At 54.5% G+C, this 17,261-nt stretch carries 15 protein-coding genes; 6 read left to right on the top strand and 9 right to left on the bottom strand.

Annotated elements, in window-relative coordinates; translation table 11 throughout:
* Window positions 1–93: 93 nt before the first annotated feature.
* From H7A51_04930 to hisS, 5 genes are all read right to left on the bottom strand, one after another.
* Window positions 94–666 (bottom strand): hypothetical protein, encoded by a 573-nt coding sequence (locus H7A51_04930; protein ID MCP5535566.1) that lies wholly within the window; start codon window positions 664–666, stop codon window positions 94–96.
* Window positions 663–2,735 (bottom strand): tyrosine-type recombinase/integrase, encoded by a 2,073-nt coding sequence (locus H7A51_04925; GenBank protein ID MCP5535565.1) that lies wholly within the window; start codon window positions 2,733–2,735, stop codon window positions 663–665. The genes H7A51_04930 and H7A51_04925 overlap by 4 nt, the downstream gene beginning before the upstream one ends.
* 221 nt (window positions 2,736–2,956) lie before the next feature.
* Window positions 2,957–3,340, bottom strand: a complete 384-nt coding sequence (locus H7A51_04920) for a helix-turn-helix transcriptional regulator (protein MCP5535564.1) — start codon at window positions 3,338–3,340, stop codon at window positions 2,957–2,959.
* A 111-nt stretch (window positions 3,341–3,451) separates the two neighbouring features.
* Window positions 3,452–5,278: an aspartate--tRNA ligase gene (gene aspS, locus H7A51_04915; protein MCP5535563.1), complete on the bottom strand. Its 1,827-nt coding sequence runs from the start codon at window positions 5,276–5,278 to the stop codon at window positions 3,452–3,454.
* A 52-nt stretch (window positions 5,279–5,330) separates the two neighbouring features.
* The gene (gene hisS / locus H7A51_04910; protein ID MCP5535562.1) at window positions 5,331–6,620 is read right to left on the bottom strand and encodes a histidine--tRNA ligase; all 1,290 of its coding nucleotides are present in this window, start codon (window positions 6,618–6,620) and stop codon (window positions 5,331–5,333) included.
* A gap of 231 nt (window positions 6,621–6,851) precedes the next feature.
* Between hisS and H7A51_04905 the strand changes: the two genes are divergently transcribed.
* On the top strand, window positions 6,852–7,430 hold the full coding sequence (locus H7A51_04905) for a hypothetical protein (GenBank protein MCP5535561.1): 579 nt from the start codon (window positions 6,852–6,854) through the stop codon (window positions 7,428–7,430).
* Between the two features lie 78 nt (window positions 7,431–7,508).
* Here H7A51_04905 and H7A51_04900 read toward each other — a convergent pair whose 3' ends face one another.
* Window positions 7,509–8,642, bottom strand: a complete 1,134-nt coding sequence (locus H7A51_04900) for an alginate lyase family protein (protein MCP5535560.1) — start codon at window positions 8,640–8,642, stop codon at window positions 7,509–7,511.
* A 703-nt stretch (window positions 8,643–9,345) separates the two neighbouring features.
* On the opposite strand from H7A51_04900, the gene H7A51_04895 reads away from it, so the two are divergent.
* The 5 genes from H7A51_04895 (at window position 9,346) to H7A51_04875 (ending at window position 13,877) form a co-directional block, all read left to right on the top strand.
* The gene (locus H7A51_04895) at window positions 9,346–11,652 is read left to right on the top strand and encodes a hypothetical protein (protein ID MCP5535559.1); all 2,307 of its coding nucleotides are present in this window, start codon (window positions 9,346–9,348) and stop codon (window positions 11,650–11,652) included.
* 40 nt (window positions 11,653–11,692) lie between these two features.
* Window positions 11,693–12,841, top strand: a complete 1,149-nt coding sequence (locus tag H7A51_04890; GenBank protein MCP5535558.1) for an SUMF1/EgtB/PvdO family nonheme iron enzyme — start codon at window positions 11,693–11,695, stop codon at window positions 12,839–12,841.
* Window positions 12,842–12,966: 125 nt separating this feature from the next.
* A complete protein-coding gene (locus H7A51_04885) occupies window positions 12,967–13,158 on the top strand; it encodes a hypothetical protein (GenBank protein ID MCP5535557.1) in 192 nt (63 codons plus the stop codon).
* 76 nt (window positions 13,159–13,234) lie between these two features.
* Complete coding sequence (locus H7A51_04880; GenBank protein ID MCP5535556.1) at window positions 13,235–13,567, top strand: type II toxin-antitoxin system RelE/ParE family toxin; 333 nt, start codon at window positions 13,235–13,237, stop codon at window positions 13,565–13,567.
* Window positions 13,551–13,877, top strand: a complete 327-nt coding sequence (locus H7A51_04875; protein ID MCP5535555.1) for an XRE family transcriptional regulator — start codon at window positions 13,551–13,553, stop codon at window positions 13,875–13,877. Before H7A51_04880 ends, H7A51_04875 begins: the two co-directional genes overlap by 17 nt.
* A gap of 167 nt (window positions 13,878–14,044) precedes the next feature.
* Here the strand turns inward: H7A51_04875 and H7A51_04870 are convergent, their stop codons facing one another.
* Genes H7A51_04870 through H7A51_04860 form a run of 3 tightly spaced genes read right to left on the bottom strand, consistent with a single transcriptional unit; the run spans window position 14,045 to window position 17,221 of the window.
* Window positions 14,045–14,797, bottom strand: a complete 753-nt coding sequence (locus H7A51_04870; GenBank protein MCP5535554.1) for a succinate dehydrogenase/fumarate reductase iron-sulfur subunit — start codon at window positions 14,795–14,797, stop codon at window positions 14,045–14,047.
* 48 nt (window positions 14,798–14,845) lie between these two features.
* Window positions 14,846–15,199 (bottom strand): four helix bundle protein, encoded by a 354-nt coding sequence (locus tag H7A51_04865; GenBank protein MCP5535553.1) that lies wholly within the window; start codon window positions 15,197–15,199, stop codon window positions 14,846–14,848.
* Window positions 15,200–15,250: 51 nt separating this feature from the next.
* Window positions 15,251–17,221, bottom strand: a complete 1,971-nt coding sequence (locus H7A51_04860; GenBank protein ID MCP5535552.1) for a fumarate reductase/succinate dehydrogenase flavoprotein subunit — start codon at window positions 17,219–17,221, stop codon at window positions 15,251–15,253.
* Between the last annotated feature and the right edge of the window lie 40 nt (window positions 17,222–17,261).

Genomic DNA, 17,261 nt, shown 5'->3' with positions numbered 1-17,261 from the left:
CGAAATGGAACCAAAGTACGACCAGAGCGTGGAAATCTATCAGAAATTACCCGACGCTAATTTGGAAATACAGTACGATATTAATTCGGCCATTTACAATTCATTCTCGGAAAATTTACAATTAAAACCATTATTAATCACGTAATCGCGCACATCTAATTGCGCCTTGTAATGCTTTATTTCATTCTTTCCTATGCCAAGAATACATACGATTTCCCCATCAGGCTTAATGTCAAGCAATTCAAAAATTCTGACTTTCTCACCTTTGTAAAACGATTTTCCAGCCACATATGCATAAGTCATACCTGGATGTTTTCCGAGGCTCAGAATCACTAGCGAATGATGATTTCTCCCACCCCTAACATTTTTCATTAAATGAAAAACTACCAGTTCTTTTTTTATAACAAGACCCTCCAAGACTACTCCTTTGGGAAGATTGAAAAGTTTATTACCGTTATAGTGGATGCTTGCTTGAGTATTTTCAAGCATTTGCAAATTCAGCTGTTTCCCAAGAACCTCACCTAATAATCCACCAGATGGATTCACCTTGGAAGATCCATCACCGAAGCTTTGCTTTTGGATCAATTGAATGGACTCACCAGCATAGACATTAGCTAGCGAAAGCATGCCGCAAATCGCGAGAAAATATAATTTGTAAACACTCATTTTAAATTCAGATGATCAAGAACGTTAGGATAGATTTCAGTGACGAAAGGTGAACCATCAGGATCAGGATTCTGTATAGGATCCAAATCTGGAGAATCCCAGCCATGCTCTCCATGAATGTGTAGATTAATACCAATAGTTTTAGGGCAAGTGTATTCCATATACCCATCCAAATCTTTTTTAGCTCCCTCTAGAATGCAATATTCTATATTCAGCTTTATTATTGTAGCGTCTGGAGGTCTGCCATTTTGAGATGTGGCAAGACGGCAGTCATAGGTACACCTAGCACTAATCATATCATGACAATCAGGGCATCTTGAATTGTTATGATATCGCTGAATGGAAGATGCCTTCCAAGAAGCAGAGCGAGGACGACGACCATCTTCCCACCTATCAATTCGTCGACAGACATAACGCCCCTTCCCATTACCCTCTTGACTTGGTTCAGGCTTAGGCTTGTCGGGATACAAAACTCCGTCTGGATCTTCTTCAAAATCGGGAATATCAGGTAAAGCATCAGGGTCGATTGGGAGTTCAGGCAGATCAACAGGCTTGTCATTTATTGGAGGAGTCTCAGGAAACCTGATTTGATAACCTAAAACATCAAATGCCATAGTCGGCATATTTTTGATGAATCCGTATAGGTTCATCCCACCACGTTCCCCAACCGGGTCGCGATTGATCCACCGCCCTACGTTCGCATCATAGTATCTGTATCCGTAGTAATTAAGATGGTCGTGTCTAGTGGAGGTTGAAAGACCGCCTAAATGATTGGGGCTGTAGTTCTTAGATGGTTTTCCAGACGGTGGGGGAGAAGGGGCTGGTTTGGCGGGAGCCGGGGAAGAAGGCGGGTCCAGATCGTCATCGGAAGAATTCCCGGGACGATTTGACGGCCTTGCCAGGGCCGGTTGTTTGGATGGACAGACTTCGAGCATTTCTCTGTTCTTAACTAACGAATTCGGGAGGGGATGTGAAGGGGAATCTTTCCCCGGGCTGGATTCCTCAGCCGGTTCTTCCGGGGATTCGGCCCCGGGCACGCGCTCGATGGAGGGCATGCGCCCGTGCGGGTGGCAGCGGGCATGGACTTCGGCAAGGGCGGCGATGTGCACGTGGGTGTATATCTGCGTGGTTTCCATACGGGAGTGTCCGAGCATTTCCTGGACGTAGCGGATGTCGGCTCCGCCGATGTGCATCGCGGTGGCGCAGGAGTGGCGGAACAGGTGACAGGAGCCCTTGGTGGTGATTCCCGCGAGTTTCATCTGTCCGGCGACCCAGGTGCCGAGGTAGGCGGGTGTGATCCGGGTTCCGTAACCGCTCAGGAACATGGAGGTTTCAGATGGCAGGTGGGCGAACTGCGGGCGGGATTCCGCCAGGTAGCGGTCCAGCCAGACGGCGGCGCGTTCTCCCACGGGCAGGAGCCGGCTCTTGCCCCCTTTGCCACGGCGGATCAGCAGGGTGCGGGCGGTGGTGTCATAGTCGCCGTGATCGAGATTGGTCATCTCTGTGCGGCGGATTCCGGTGGCGTAAAAAAGCTCGAGGATGGTTCGGTCGCGCAGGCCGAAGGGGTCTGTGGTATTTGGGCGGGCCAGCAGCCGGTCAATTTCCTCCGGACTGAGTGACTTCGGAAGTTGGCGGGTTTGTTTGCGGGGCAGATCGAGATCGGCGGCCGGGTTGGCGGGGATGGCACCGGTACGGCAGAGCCAGGCGAACAGACGACGGATGCAGCCGAGACGGGCGATCTGGGTATTCACAACCAAGGGCTTGCCGGTGCGCGGGGAGCAGTAGTTGTGCAGGTGCAGTTGGTAGGACTCCAGGATGGACCGGGTGAAATCCGTGGGTGAGTGGTGTCCCTGTGTCCGCGCCCAGTCCAGAAAACCTGTGAACGCCCAGCGGTGGGCATCGATGGAGGCTAGTGAGTAACTGCGCATGGCGAGGTGCTCAAGAAACGCGGCAGCCCGGGCGGGCAGGGTGGTAGGATCCGGGTATGTGCCGGCGGGAACAGACGGAAGCCCGCCCTTTTTCCTGCCGCGCATACCGATGAGATTGGAGATTCCAGAATGGCCTGACATGCGAGGGTTCTTATACCACTCCGCAAAACAGGCGAGACGATTGAAGTGATCGAGGTCTGAGAAGTGAACTTCGTGATCAATGAAAGTGCTGGATGAAATTCAATGATGGCGGTGTTTTTCCTCAGTCATGTTGCCTTTTCTTGGCATGACGCGGTCACCTATCAGGCTGTGCGTTGAGGTATTCGATGTCGACGGTTTTGGGCTGGTTGGGCAGAGCGTGGTTACGATGATGTCACTCGGCATTCTTCATTGTATAGAATCTCGACCAGAGTTTGCTTTTCGATGTCGCTGAGAGATAATTCACCACCTTCCACTTGAATCCACCAACATTGGTTCTTTTTAACAAGGCCTGATGCCTTTCTGATTTGATAACCCATTTTCATACGGAAGAGTTTCATTCTGCCAGGGAGATCGTTGTTTGTGTGCGGGAGTGCATCTGCCCCGAGAATTTCATGGATTTTTTTTAGCTTTGATATTTCAGGGTGTCGCTTGCCAGATTCCCAGCGACCTACAGTCTCTCGATTAACTCCTATTAATTTGGCTGCTTTTAATCGGCTGAGTCCAGTTCGGTTCCTTGCAGTGCGAAATCGAGTAGGGAAGTCCAAAGCCCTCGTCTTCTGGGTTTCCGAGTCAATTCTGAATCCTTCGAAACAAAGTTGCAAAATGTCACCACAAAGGGGGGTGCCATGACAGGGGGCGGACGTGTTATGTTTGTGTTACGTGACGGGCTTCTCTTTGACCGTCGTCTGGATACGAAGGTCGCGTAATTGAGTGGCGTCGACAGGTGAAGGTGAGGATGACATGATATCCATGCCCTTGTTGTTTTTCGGGAAGGCGATGACTTCGCGAATGGATGACTCACCGCAGACGAGCATGGCCAGGCGGTCGAGTCCAAGGGCGATGCCACCGTGTGGAGGGGCGCCAAACTTGAATGCGTCGAGGATGTGGCCAAACATGCTTTTCTTTTCCTCCTCGCTGACACCGAGGGCGGTGAACATGGCGGATTGGAGGGCAGCTTCGTGGATACGGATCGAGCCGCCGCCGAGTTCGTAGCCGTTGAGGACAACGTCGTATGCCTGGGCGCGGAGTCCTGCAAAGCGTTGGCTCTCGTCTTCGGGTTCTGCGGTTGTGCCCGCGATGAGTTTGGCTTCGTCCTCGGGAATGGGGCGGGTAAATGGATGGTGGACGGCGTTCCACTTGCCTTCTTCCTCGTCGTATCCCAGCAGTGGGAATTCAGTGACCCAAAGGAAATCGAGTTCCTCGTTGCCTTCGAGGACGTTCTGGAGGTCGGCGCAGCAGAGGCGGATTCTCCCGAGGACTTCACACACGGATTCCCATTCGCCGGCCCCAAAGAGGATCAGGTCGCCGGGTTCGATGTTGAGCTTTTTACGAAGGGCCTCGACCTCTGCATCGGTCATACGCTTGACAAACGGAGACCTCCACGAAGACCGGTCTTCGTCGCGCGCCTGGATGTAGGCGAGCCCCTTGGAGCCAGCTTCAAGGGCGGTCTGGGTGAGCTTTTCGATCTGGCCCTGGGTGGCGCCGGCAAAACCTTTGGCGTTGATGGCCTTCACCACACCACCGTTTGCGATAGCTCCGGAAAAGACGCGGAATTCGCAGTCCTTGAGTTCTTCGGAAAGCTCGGTGAGGTGGTAGCCAAAACGGCGGTCCGGTTTGTCTGAGCCGTAGGTGTTCATCGCCTCCTCATATGTCAGGCGATCGAATTTCTCGGCAATTTTCACCCCCAGTGTGTCCTGGAATACTTTGCCTAACAGACCTTCCACCAGGCTGTGCATATCGTCAGGTGTAACGAATGAAGCCTCGATGTCTATTTGCGTAAACTCAGGTTGGCGGTCGGCGCGAAGATCCTCGTCGCGGAAGCAGCGGGCGATTTGGAAATACTTTTCAATACCGCCACACATCAGCAGTTGTTTGTACTGTTGCGGAGCCTGTGGCAGCGCGTAGAAACTACCGGGCTGCATGCGGGATGGAACGAGGAAATCACGCGCGCCCTCAGGAGTCGATTTCGACAGGATGGGTGTCTCGATTTCGCAAAAGCCATCGGCATCGAGGAAATTCCGGGTGGATTGGGTAATGCGGTGACGGATGCGAAGGTTGCGGGTCATGCGCTGACGACGCAGGTCGAGAAAGCGATACTTCATCCGCATATCCTCGTTAGAGAGCTCTTTGTCGAGCTGGAAAGGGAGCACATCGGACTTGTTGATGACGTTGAGTTGGCTGGCTGACACTTCAATCGAGCCGGTAGCCATATCCGGATTAACGGTGGAGACCCCTTCGATTTCCGGGCGTTTTTCAACCAGTCCTGTGACCTGAATCATGTCTTCGCTGCGGAGCGCCTTGGCCATCTCAGCAGCCTGGGCATTCTCCTCCGGGCGGAAGACACACTGGGTGAGGCCTTCGCGGTCGCGGAGGTCGATAAAGCTCACGCCACCGTGGTCGCGGTTGGAGTTAACCCATCCGATGAGGGTGACGGTTTCGCCGATGTTGGAGTGATGGAGTTGATTGCAGGTGTGCGTGCGCATGATTTTTTTTGGACAGAATTGACAGAATTTTTCAGAATTGTTTTTGTATTTGCTAGGCAATCAAAGGCCCGTCGGGTGAGTCGAGGTGCTTTTGAATGGCTTCGATGACGTTGGTATTCGGATGGATGGTTTCTTCGGTACGGGAAGAGAGGATCTTGAGTTGCATTTCGGGGAACTCAGCACCGATGACGAGGGCAAAGCGAGCTCCGGATTGTTCCGCTTTTTTGAACTGCTTGCCAACGTTGAGTTGTGTCATTGCAAAATCGGTCGAGATACCCGCCGTGCGAAGTTGAGAGAGAACGCCTAGGGCGCTGGTGCGTTTTGTTTCATCGGCGACAACAAGATAGACGTCACAGGCCGGATTGCGCGCCATCCATGCCTCCATTTCCATTTTGGCATTCGGTGTTTCCTCGATGAAATTGCGAATGACCATGTCGCCCATGGCAAAACCGGTGGCAGGCAGGTCCGCGGCTCCATCCGACAGCGTCGACAGCAAACCGTCATAACGGCCACCGCCGGCGACGGCGCGCATGGACTTCTTCATGTCGAAGATTTCGAAAACAGCCCCCGTATAATAGGCGAGGCCACGTACGATGGTGAGGTCGAGCTCCAGGAACTGACCGAGACCACGTGCAGCCAGGTCTTCTTGAATCTCTCGGAAAGCGGTGGAGGCGTTATCCGGGTTGTTGATAAAGGCGTCCACCTGCTCACGCGTGACGTTGAAGGTGGCGAGCTGCTCGTCGAGAACCTCGGGCTTAAGCTTTTCGAGCCGGTCGATCAGGGGCAGGAACTCGGACGGGTTTGAAATATCGTGTTGAGAACAGAAAGTCAGCCAGCTTTCACGGTCGGAGGCCCGGATCACAAAGTCGCCCTCCTGGAAACCCAGGCCCAGCATGGTGTCGATGGCGAGGGCAATGAGTTCTGCATCGGCGCTGGCAGCCCCTTCACCGAGAATATCGGCGTTGAACTGGATAAACTCGCGGCCCCTGCCTTTTTGCGGCTTTTCATAGCGGAAGCAGGGGCCGATCTCGAACCACTTGAGTGGTTTGGGGAAATCACGCTGATTGGCTCCTACGATCCGGGCAAGGGAGGCGGTAAGCTCGGGGCGCAGGGTGATATCCCGTCCTCCCTGGTCCTCGAAACGAAACAGCTGTGTGGTCAGTTCGCCCCCGGTTTTTTTGAGGTAGAGTTCGGTTGATTCGACGATGGGAGCCTCATATTCGGTGAAGCCGTAACGATGCGCCACGTCCCTCCATACGGAGAATAGGTAATTCCGAACCGCGCAATCACGCGGAGTGAAATCCCGGAAGCCGGGAAGGGATTGGAATCGCTTGTCTGCCATGCGGGCGGGGAGATGGCATAGACAGCAGCGATGATCAAGCGAAATGGAGGAAATCCCGCCGCAAATGGTCATGGCGTGGCAGTAAGCCCCCGTTCTTTAAAGGGCGATCCGCTTGGTATTGATATTTTTACAATTTGGAGGTTGTGAAATTTAGGAAAACCTGATATTTTTAGTATTCAAGAGTTCGCCCCCTCGGCCGACTTGTCTATCACACACAACAAACACGGGGGTATGAAAGCCATACTATACACAATCTTGGTATTGGGCGCGTTGATGCTCCCGGCATCAAGGGGCGTGCGCATTGCTGCAATCAGTCTGTTGAAGTCGGTTGCCGCCGGTATTGAGCGGATGGTGATTCGTGGCGACTACGCGGAGGTTCGCATGGTCGACGCGGACGAGTTCGATCAGGTGATCAATGAGCCGGGCCGCATTGTCATTGTCGTCATCCAGAATGAGCTCACGGCGTCTTCGCGTGGTGAGACCCATGATCTGGACGAGGAGATCAAACGACTGCCAGCCAAGGTGCTGGTCGCCAAGGTCATTGCAGAGAGGAATACATCCTTACTGGAAAAGCTGAATGTTCCCGCTGTCCCTAATGTGAGGATTTACAAAGACGGGAGGATGATGCGTGAGTTCAGGGGCAAGGTGGATAAGTCCGAATTCATCAATACGGTGAATGGTTATTTGAAACATGTGGATTCGGTTGGGTCCGGGTCCGGGTACATCGGCCCCATGGATGAAAATTGGATGCCCGAGGGGGTTCAGGAAAAGCAATCCAAGCCCAAGGCTCCCGTGGGTCGGCTCAAGTAGCCCGTATCCGAACAATTCTTTTTGAAAAAAGGGGTGGCTTTTCAAGGCGGGGGGGCAAGCATGTCAATGTCTATCAAGTCATCTCCCCGCTGACGGGCTTGGCTGACGCGTGTACATCAGGCTCCCCCATGGCAGTGTCCCCCGGCCATCTTCCTCGGGACGGGTTTTGTCCAAGGCCATTTTTGTGTAGTTGGGAGTCAAGCCCTTGCGGTGGTGGTAGTGGTTGTAGACTTTCTCGAACATGGCCCGCAGTTGCCCGCGCCCCTTGTCGGAAATGGACTTGTAGTGGTAGCGGCCCTCGAAGCTTTTGTAGGGGGCATAGGGGACGTCGTGGCCGAGATTGTATTTCGCCGTGTATTCGAACCCCTTGAGCAGCCGCTTGTCATAGGCGCCGTAGAGGTCGAGTTGTTGATTCCAGGCCGTCTCGCATGTGTTGGCGAGGAATTCGAGGCCCATCTGGGTGTGACCTTGGTCGCGTCCACTCTCCTGGCATTGTCCGGACGGGAAAAAGTAATTGCGCACGGCGCCGTTACCCTTGCCCTTCAGGTAGTAGTTGGTGGCGCGGTCGAAGATGGCGCGGTCGTCGAGGACGACGCCCATCGCAATCATGGTCTGGAGCATGGCAGCGTCCCAGTTGCCATTGGCCGAGGGGTAGAAATCCTTGATGACCGGATACCAGACCTTGCGTAGCATCGACTCGAAGGCGGCTTGATCTTTCCCGGTCCAGCCTTCCCATCCGTCCCCGGAGTGTTTGAGGAGTTCGACGGCGTTGCAGTACTTGTGTCCACCCATGCCGACCAGCAGTTTGGCATCGTGATTTTCCACCGTTTCGAGAGTGTGCGACCATGCGAGGATGATCTCTGCGGATTTTCTGGCATGTGCCTTTTCGCCGGTGAGAGCCCAATGCAGCGCGTGGGTGTAGGCAGCGTCGCCATCACGCAGGAATTCGGTGCCGCCGATATCCGGCTTGTTACGCACTCCGCGTTCGACCTTGGCCCGGGGTTGCGGTTTCCAATCAAGGGCAGCTGATTTGTGGGCGTGACAGCTTTTCCACAGTTTTGTCCAAGGCTCCTGACCAGCCTTGAGCTTGCCTTTGATGAAGTCGATGCTGCGCTGGTTATGCGCGATACCCGGGTGGACAAATGGCTCAGCTGCCGGTAGTTGTTGCTGCAAGGATGCCAGCAGGAAAAAGGGTGTGAGCAGGCACTTCATGACGGGGGGATACGGTCATGCACGGAGAAACTTGCACGCAACGGACATGCTGGCACAGCGCAGCAGGGTTTGGTGCCGAGCAGACAGGATAGCAGACAGAAAAAGGACCGGTCAAGCCAAGTGGCCATTCCGGTCCTTTTGTAGTCGTGATTGGTAGTCACCTAGACCGCGGTGGGGATCTGGACAAAGAGGCTGATAGCAGTTGTGCCGGTTGCAACCATGGAAAAAGACCCCCGCCTGTCGGCCATGGGAGGGGGCGTCGGTGTCAAGGTGCTCGATATCACCGCAGGCACCCCGGTGAAAATCACCTCGGAGGACGGGTTGATGATTCTGGTGGAGGAAGTGTGAGGACGTGGCGACTTTTTGGACTGCGGCGAAGTGTCGCCGCTTTGGAACCCCCAAAGAGGGTCATTGCGCCAATACACCGTAACCCGCCAGGCAACGCCACTTCGGCAATCTCTGATCGGTGTGGGAAACAATCAGCTTTTGCACGCCCATATGCTGTATAGTCTGGCCACGGGGCTGGTTCTAGCGTGCGTGCCTGCAAATACACTTCTTTCAACCACCTGATGAAGCACCGCGCGTGGTCGGTGGCTCTTTTGATGGTGGAATATTATTGCCTCTGGTGAATGTGTTGCTAGATTTTTTGTCAATGAGAAGGATTTGTTCAGCCCTCTTTGTGTGTCTTGCCGTGTGTGCCTTCGTGACAGGTAGCGTATTTGCCGATTCCGCCGAGTCGTCCAATGTGACCGTGGATACTAGAACGCTGACCTTGAATCAATTGGTTGTCACAGGTCCATCACAAGTTTCAGTTGGTGCGGATACCGAATATACTGCCACTCTATATTACGAAGGGGCTGATCCAGAGGACGTGACAAGTCTGTGTGACTGGAAAGTAACGGGGGCTCCGCTTGATGCTAATGGACATAAAAGGGTGTTCATGTTTGGTAATGTGCTGAACACTACACTGGCCCAATCAACTCCGGTTGCGCTATCTGCGACCATTGACAGGGATAACGGGAGGCGCACGTCTTCGATCGAGGTGACGATTGTGGAAAGTAGCGATCTTAGAGCAGTCCTGACTTCGGTAAGCGATCCGGCTTTTGTGCAGAAGACGGGTGTGGATTTTGAGTGGCGGATCACAGCAGAGGCAGGCTGGATCCCTTCATCAAAATCCGACGTGACACTGGAATGGTTTCTCGATGGCGCAAAAATCGCTGAGGGTGAATCTTTGGACTATACCCATAAAGGACAGCCGGGGACCAAGTCGTTGAAGGTAGTTGCTACAGATGGCGGTGGATTGACCGATCAGCAAATACAAAGAAGGGTGTTCAATGTGCCCGCAGCCGCCAACGAGCCGAAGCCAATCCCATCACTTCCGGTCGGATTGGGCGGTTTGCATGATGAGGATGGAGGTGATTTTGAATTTGATCCAAACAAAATTTCCAATGGTCTTGTCATCGTGACACACGGACTAAAAGGGAATAAAAACGATGCTTGGCTTCGTAACATGGCAAAGTATATCCGGGAGCGGTTAGAAGCTGAGAGTCCACCGAACATAATTTTGCTGGGATGGGGAGAATACTCAGACCCAACCGACTGGTCTTTCCTGGACGGCACTAGATTGGATATCCTCCATGATTTATACTACATCCGCCCAACGGGACAGACGATTGGGCAATCTCTTGCAAGTTGGATAGAATTAGAAATAGGCAGAGGCAATGTGGATGCTGGTAAACCCGTGCACCTGATAGGTCACAGTGCTGGTGGATTTGTCATGGGCGAATGTGGTTATCAGCTCAGAAATATTTTGAGCAATATTCGTGTAACCATGTTGGACACGCCTGTACCATACAAAGAACATATATTAGAATTTCCTGCACTTGGTAGGATGCTGGATCGATATGTGTCATCGCGCTATGGTGAGGGAACAGACCCCGAATTTTTTGAAGCTAACCCTCCGTCACAATATTATGATTACAAAGTTATAATGCCAGGTCCGTTAAGATACAGTGAGACTGATCATTCCTACGCATACGTTTGGTATAATGACTCGATTCAAGAAGGAGGGGCTGGGACGGCGGGCTTTGGCTGGTCGCCATTTTTAGACGGCAGTATGGCAGCGGCATCCGCTTCAATATCGCGCTCCAGCTCGCAGTTTGCTCCTGCTCAGTCGGCATCTATGACAGCCACTCCGACAGTGGGTTCCATTACAGGATTTGGCACATTTGGTTCGGTGGTTTCGGTGACAGATGGATATGAAATTGCAGAAGGTAATCAGGCTAACGCAGGTATCATGCTAGCCGATTATGAGATGCCAGTGGGTGCCCAGTCGATCAGCTTCAGATTTCAATACACTGCTGCGGGTGATGGGGATTTTCTGGTCGTTTCTCATAATGGTACGGTGATCGGATATGGGGCGGATAATGCCTCAAGTCAGAATGGCGAAATCACAGTGAACATGCCGGTGGAGCATATCGCTGGCCAGCAGGGCGATCTTGTTTTCCACCTTATGAGCAGGGGGACGCAAAACGCCGTGGTTACGGTCAAAGGCATCACGCTTACCACGGTTGATGATGCTGATCTGGATGGGATACTGAATGTGGATGAGGTGACCTACGGAACAAACCCCTTACTCGCAGACAGTGATGGTGATGGGCTTGATGACGCCTATGAGCTGAATACAAGCCTTACGAGCCCTGTGCTCGCAGACAGCGATGGTGATGGATCGAATGACGGTAGTGAACTGGTGGCCGGGACAGACGCGCATGATCCGCTATCAAAGTTTCTGATCCAATCCACGGCCTGGGTATCAGGCGATTTGCAAATCCAGTGGAGTGCGGTGGCGGGCAAGACCTACCGCATCATACGGTCCGATTCTCCAAGCTTTGAAAACTATGACGTGATCGCGTATGGCATCCCCGGCGCGGTGCCCCGGGCATCCTACACGGACACTGACGTGAACCCGACGGTAGCAGGGAGGATGTTCTACCGTGTTGAAGTCGAGTGATTGTTATCCGCCCCCCCATTTTTACCTAATTCCCATTCCCATGAAAAATCGATTCAGTCAACTGGCATGCATCATTCTCGTTCTTGCCGGACACACATCCGCAGCAGAGCCGTCTGTGACCAATGTCCGGGCGGCACAAAAGCCGGGCACCAAGAAAGTGGATGTCTGGTATGACGTTGCTGGAACCACGTCTCCTGTGTATGTCAGCTTGCAGGTGTCGGAGGACGGCGGCTCTTCCTATGCCGTGCCTGTCAGTGCGGTCAGTGGCGACGTGGGTTCCAGCATCACACTTGGGCGTAATAAAAAAATCACATGGGACGCAGGTGTGGACTGGAATGGGAAGCTCAGCACCACAATGCGCTTCAAGGTAACGGCGAGCGATACGCCGCTAGCCCCGCAGGGCTTCGTCACCATCCCCGCCGGAAATTTTATGCGGGGGGCTGAACCAGGAGTCACAGGAACCTCTGTATATGTGAGTGCGTTTGCCTTGCAGAAGACAGAGGTGACCAAGGAGCAATGGGATGCGGTGAGGACATGGGGTAGCACCCATGGCTACACGGATTTGAGCGTAGGAGGAGGCAAGGGCACAAACCATCCTGTGCATACAGTCAGTTGGTATGATGTGGTGAAGTGGTGTAATGCGAAGAGCGAGATGGAGGGCAAGCCTGTGGTTTATACGGTGGGCGGAGCTACTTACAAAACAGGAAACAGCACGCCGGTGATCAATTACGCAGCCAAGGGCTACCGCCTGCCGACGGAGGCGGAGAGGGAGAAGGCGGCACGGGGCGGGCTGAGTGGCAAGCGTTTTCCCTGGGGGGATGAGATTACGCACAGCTTGGCGAACTACCATAGTTCCAGCTCTTACAGCTATGACACCAGCCCGACAAGGGACTATCACCCGACCTACAACGGCGGGTCATATCCCTACACAAGTCCGGTGGGAAGTTTTGCGGCGAACGGTTATGGTTTGTTTGATATGGCTGGCAATGTGAATGAGTGGTGCAATGACTGGTATGGGACCTATGCGGGTAGTAACGATCCTACGGGTCCAGCTACGGGCTCGGGCCGCGTGCACCGCGGCGGCGGTTGGAACCTCGACGCGGCCCTCGCGCGCTGTGCGGCCCACTACGGGAACAACCCCACGTACACGAGCCGCGGCATCGGGTTCCGCCCAGCCCTAGGTCAATAACAGCAAGGAGGGAGCGTAGGTATGCAGACGGCACGGGCAAGCGAGGGACGAGCGCCAGCCAGTGACGGCGGCATACCGGAGCGGTTTTGAATTTAGAATAGTGAATGTAGAATGTTGAATTAAAAATGCAATATGAAGTATTTACAATACCCGCCGGAGGCGGGGAAGAGACGGAGGAACTCAATAAGTTTCTGCGTAGTCACCGCGTGGTCAGCGTGGACAAACATCTGGTGACGGAGGGCGGGCAGCCGCGCTGGGTGTTCTGCGTGGAGTATCTGGAAGGGAAGGGCGGGAGGAAAAGAAAAATTGACAATTAGGAGATTTCCTAATACCATTAAGGAAAGGCCGAAAAAGCATTTGAACGAATTACCCAAACAACGACCGGTAATCTGGATGGGAAAATCCAGGAAAGACATTCTAGGATTTCCCGAAGATGTCAGGAAATTGATGGGTGATGAATTGCAATTCGTCCAGTTCGGAGGAATGCCGAAGAATGCAAAACCATTCAAAGGAGTTGGAAACGGCGTTCTAGAGATTGCCATAAAACACAAAAAAGAGGCTTATCGATGCATTCAGGCTGTCCAACTCGGAGACAAGATATATGTGTTACATGCGTTTCAAAAGAAATCGAAGACAGGCATAAAGACGCCCCAACAAGATATTGACCTAATCAAGAAACGTTACAACGAAGCAAAGGAGATCGCCAAAAATGAGCAAGAAAATTGAGTTTGAAGAAAGCAGCGGAAGTGTTTTTGAAGACCTGGCCTTGGAAGGTGCCAAGGAGCTGGAAACACGTGCTTTGATCGGGTTTTATTTGGTAAAGCTGTTGAAAGCCAAAAAAATGAAACAAAAGGACATCGCAGTGATGCTCCACCTCAAACCTGCCGAGGTGTCGCACCTGTTTAACGGCCATTTTAGCCGGTTTTCCACGGACAAGTTTCTCGGTCTGCTGGCAGAACTCGAACAAAAAGTGACGATCCAGATCAGCCCGCGAAGAAAGGGAGAGCCGTTCCAAGAGGTGGCGTTTGGTTTTTAGGTAAGCGTCACAAAATTCCCCACTTACAGTTGGCGGAGCCCACTGGCAGGACGTGGCTTCCGGCCACAGAGGGGCGGGGCTTTATGGTGTGCCCCGACATATCGGGGCAGCACAGGATAGGGGACTTGGGATGCCGCGGGTTGCAAACCCGCACACCATGGAGTCGGTTACACCGCGGCTTCCTTGGCGAGGGCGACGGCGTAGTCGCGGTTCAGGCGGGCGATGTTTTCGACGCTGATTTCCTTCGGGCAGACGGCCTCGCACTCGTAGAGGTTGGTGCAGTTGCCGAATCCCTCGGCGTCCATCTGGCGGACCATACCGAGGACACGCCGGTCCTTTTCGGGCGCCCCCTGGGGAAGCAGGTTGAGGTGGGCGGCCTTGGCGGAGACGAAGAGCATGGCGCTGGCGTTTTTGCAGGCGGCGACACAGGCCCCGCAGCCAATGCAGGCGGCGGCGTCCATGGCGGAGTCCGCGCGGGTCTTGGCGACGGGAAGGTTATTGGCGTCCTGGGCGGCGCCGGTGCGGACGTCGATGAAGCCACCCGCGGCGATGATGCGGTCGAAGGCGGTGCGGTCCACCATGAGGTCGCGCAGCAATGGGAATGCCTTGGCGCGGAACGGTTCGATCCAAATCGTCTCGCCGTCCTTGAATTTGCGCATGTGCAGCTGGCAGGCGGTGATGCCTCTTTCCTTGGAATGGGGGATGCCGTTGATGGTGAGCGAACACTGGCCGCAGATACCCTCGCGGCAGTCGTGGTCGAAGTGGATCGGCTCGCCGCCGTCGTTGATGATGCGCTCGTTGACGATATCGAGCATTTCCAGGAAGGAGGCTTCGGCGGGGATGTCTTTGGCGTCGTAGGTCTCGAGGCGACCATTGTCATGGATGTCGTTTTGGCGCCAGACTTTGAGTGTTAGGTTCATGGTAAATGAAGTAATGGATGATTGAAGAAATGAAGAAATGGGGGGATGTTACGCGTTGTCGCGGGCGGTTTTGGCAGAACTTAGGAATATGGCTAATAGCTCATTGGCTTCGTTGTGAAGGCTCTCAAGACGGCTCCATTCGAGGATGTCAGATTCTGAAATCAACTCAAGCCAGAGAGCTGTTTCATCGACCTCCTCAATGCAGGTTTTCAATTTGGAGATGAAATCAGCGCGTGATTTGGAGAGGCAAACCGCCCGGTAATTTGCTGCGACGGACGTTCCCGAACGGATGATTTGATTTGCGAGGGGGCTGGCGATGCGGTTGTTAGGCATGGCTTCGACGACCTTAATGACGCGCACGGCGAACGATTTGGTCCGTTCTTTGAGTTCCGGATTGTTCATGGCATCAGTAGGCAATCATTCATTCATCCATTGCTTCACTTATTCATTCCACTAGGCGTAGCTTCGGATGGCGAGGTGGATGCTGTCGAAGGTGAGTTCTTCCTTGTGGAGGATGGGTTTGGTGCCGACGCCCTGGAATTCCCAGGCGGCGACGTAGGCGAACTCCTCGTCGCGGCGCATGGCCTCGCCCGGCTGGGTCTGGCCGGCCTTGACCTCGGGGGAGTCGGCGGTGAACTGGTATTCGAGACGGAAGTGGCCGCCGCAGGACTCGGCGCGCTCGAGGGCGTCGTAGCACATGACCTCGGCGAATTCCAGGAAGTCGGCGACGCGTGCCGCTTTTTCGAGTTCGGCGTTGATGCCGTCCGCCTTGCCGGGGACGCGGACATTTTTCCAGAACTCGTCCCGGATTTCGGGGATGCGTTTGAGGGCGTGCTTGAGGGATTCCTCGGTGCGGGCCATGCCGCAGTTGTCCCACATGACGAGGCCGAGCTCCTTGTGGAAGCTGTCGACGGTGCGGTTGCCCTTGACGTTGATGAGGGCGTTCATGCGCTCGGCGACCTCCTTCTCCACCTCCTTGAACTCGTCCATGTCGGTGGTGACGGTTCCGGGTTTCTCGCCGGCGAGATAGACGGCGATGGTGGAGGGGATGACGAAGTATCCGTCGGCCAGTCCCTGCATCAGGGCGGAGGCACCGAGGCGGTTGGCGCCGTGGTCGGAGAAGTTGGCCTCACCGAGGCAGTGCAGGCCGGGCACGGTGGTCTGGAGGTTGTAATCGACCCAGAGACCGCCCATGGTGTAGTGGACGGCGGGGAAAATCTGCATCGGCGTGACGTAGGGGTTGTCGCCGGAGATTTTTTCGTACATCTGGAAAAGGTTGCCGTAACGGGCGCGGATGACATCCTCTCCGAGGCGGGCGATGGCGTCCTTGAAGTCGAGGTAAACACCGAGTCCGGTGGGGGCGACACCGCGTCCGTCGTCGCAGGCTTCCTTGGCGGCACGGGATGAGACGTCGCGCGGCGCGAGGTTTCCGAAGGACGGATACTTGCGCTCGAGATAGTAGTCGCGGTCATCCTCGGCGATGTCCTCGGGGGTTTTTTTGCCGGCGCGGATCGCCTCGGCGTCCTCCCTGGATTTGGGCACCCAGATACGTCCGTCGTTGCGGAGCGACTCGGACATCAGGGTGAGTTTCGACTGGTACTCGCCGCTCACGGGAATACAGGTCGGGTGGATCTGGGTGTAGCACGGGTTGGCGAAGTAGGCGCCGCGTTTGTGGGCGCGGAGTGCCGCGGTGACATTGCAGCCCATGGCGTTGGTGGAGAGGAAGAAAACGTTGCCGTAGCCGCCGGTGGCGAGGATCACGGCGTCGGCGGCGTGCGACTCGATCTTGCCGGTGATCATGTCGCGGACGACGATGCCCTTGGCGTGGCCGTTGACTTTGACGACGTCCATCATTTCCGTGCGCGGGTACATTTTCACGCCACCCTTGGCGATTTCCTTTTCGAGTGCCTGGTAGCAGCCGATGAGGAGTTGCTGGCCGGTCTGGCCACGGGCGTAGAAGGTGCGCGACACCTGGGCGCCACCGAACGAGCGGTTGTCGAGCAGGCCACCGTATTCACGGGCGAAGGGGACACCCTGGGCGGTGCATTGGTCGATGATGGCATTGGAAACCTCGGCGAGGCGATAGACGTTGGCTTCGCGGGCGCGGAAGTCACCACCTTTGACGGTGTCGTAGAACAGGCGGTAAACCGAGTCGCCGTCGTTCTGGTAGTTTTTGGCGGCGTTGATACCGCCCTGGGCGGCGATGGAGTGGGCGCGGCGCGGGCTGTCCTGGTAACAGAAGCATTTCACCTGGTATCCCATCTCGGCGAGGGAGGCGGCGGCGGAGCCACCCGCGAGGCCGGAGCCGACCACGATGATGGTGTATTTCCGTTTGTTCGCCGGGTTGATGAGCTTGGAGTCCATCTTGTGTTTGGTCCACTTTTGCTCGATGGGACCCTCGGGTATTTTGCTATCTAGTGACATGATATTAAAAAGTTTGCAGTTTGAAGTATTCAGTATTCAG

The organism is Akkermansiaceae bacterium (assembly GCA_024233115.1).
Classification (GTDB): domain Bacteria; phylum Verrucomicrobiota; class Verrucomicrobiia; order Verrucomicrobiales; family Akkermansiaceae; genus Oceaniferula.
The sequence above is the reverse complement of the archived record's forward strand: the minus strand, read 5'-3'. Positions and strand labels throughout refer to the sequence as shown.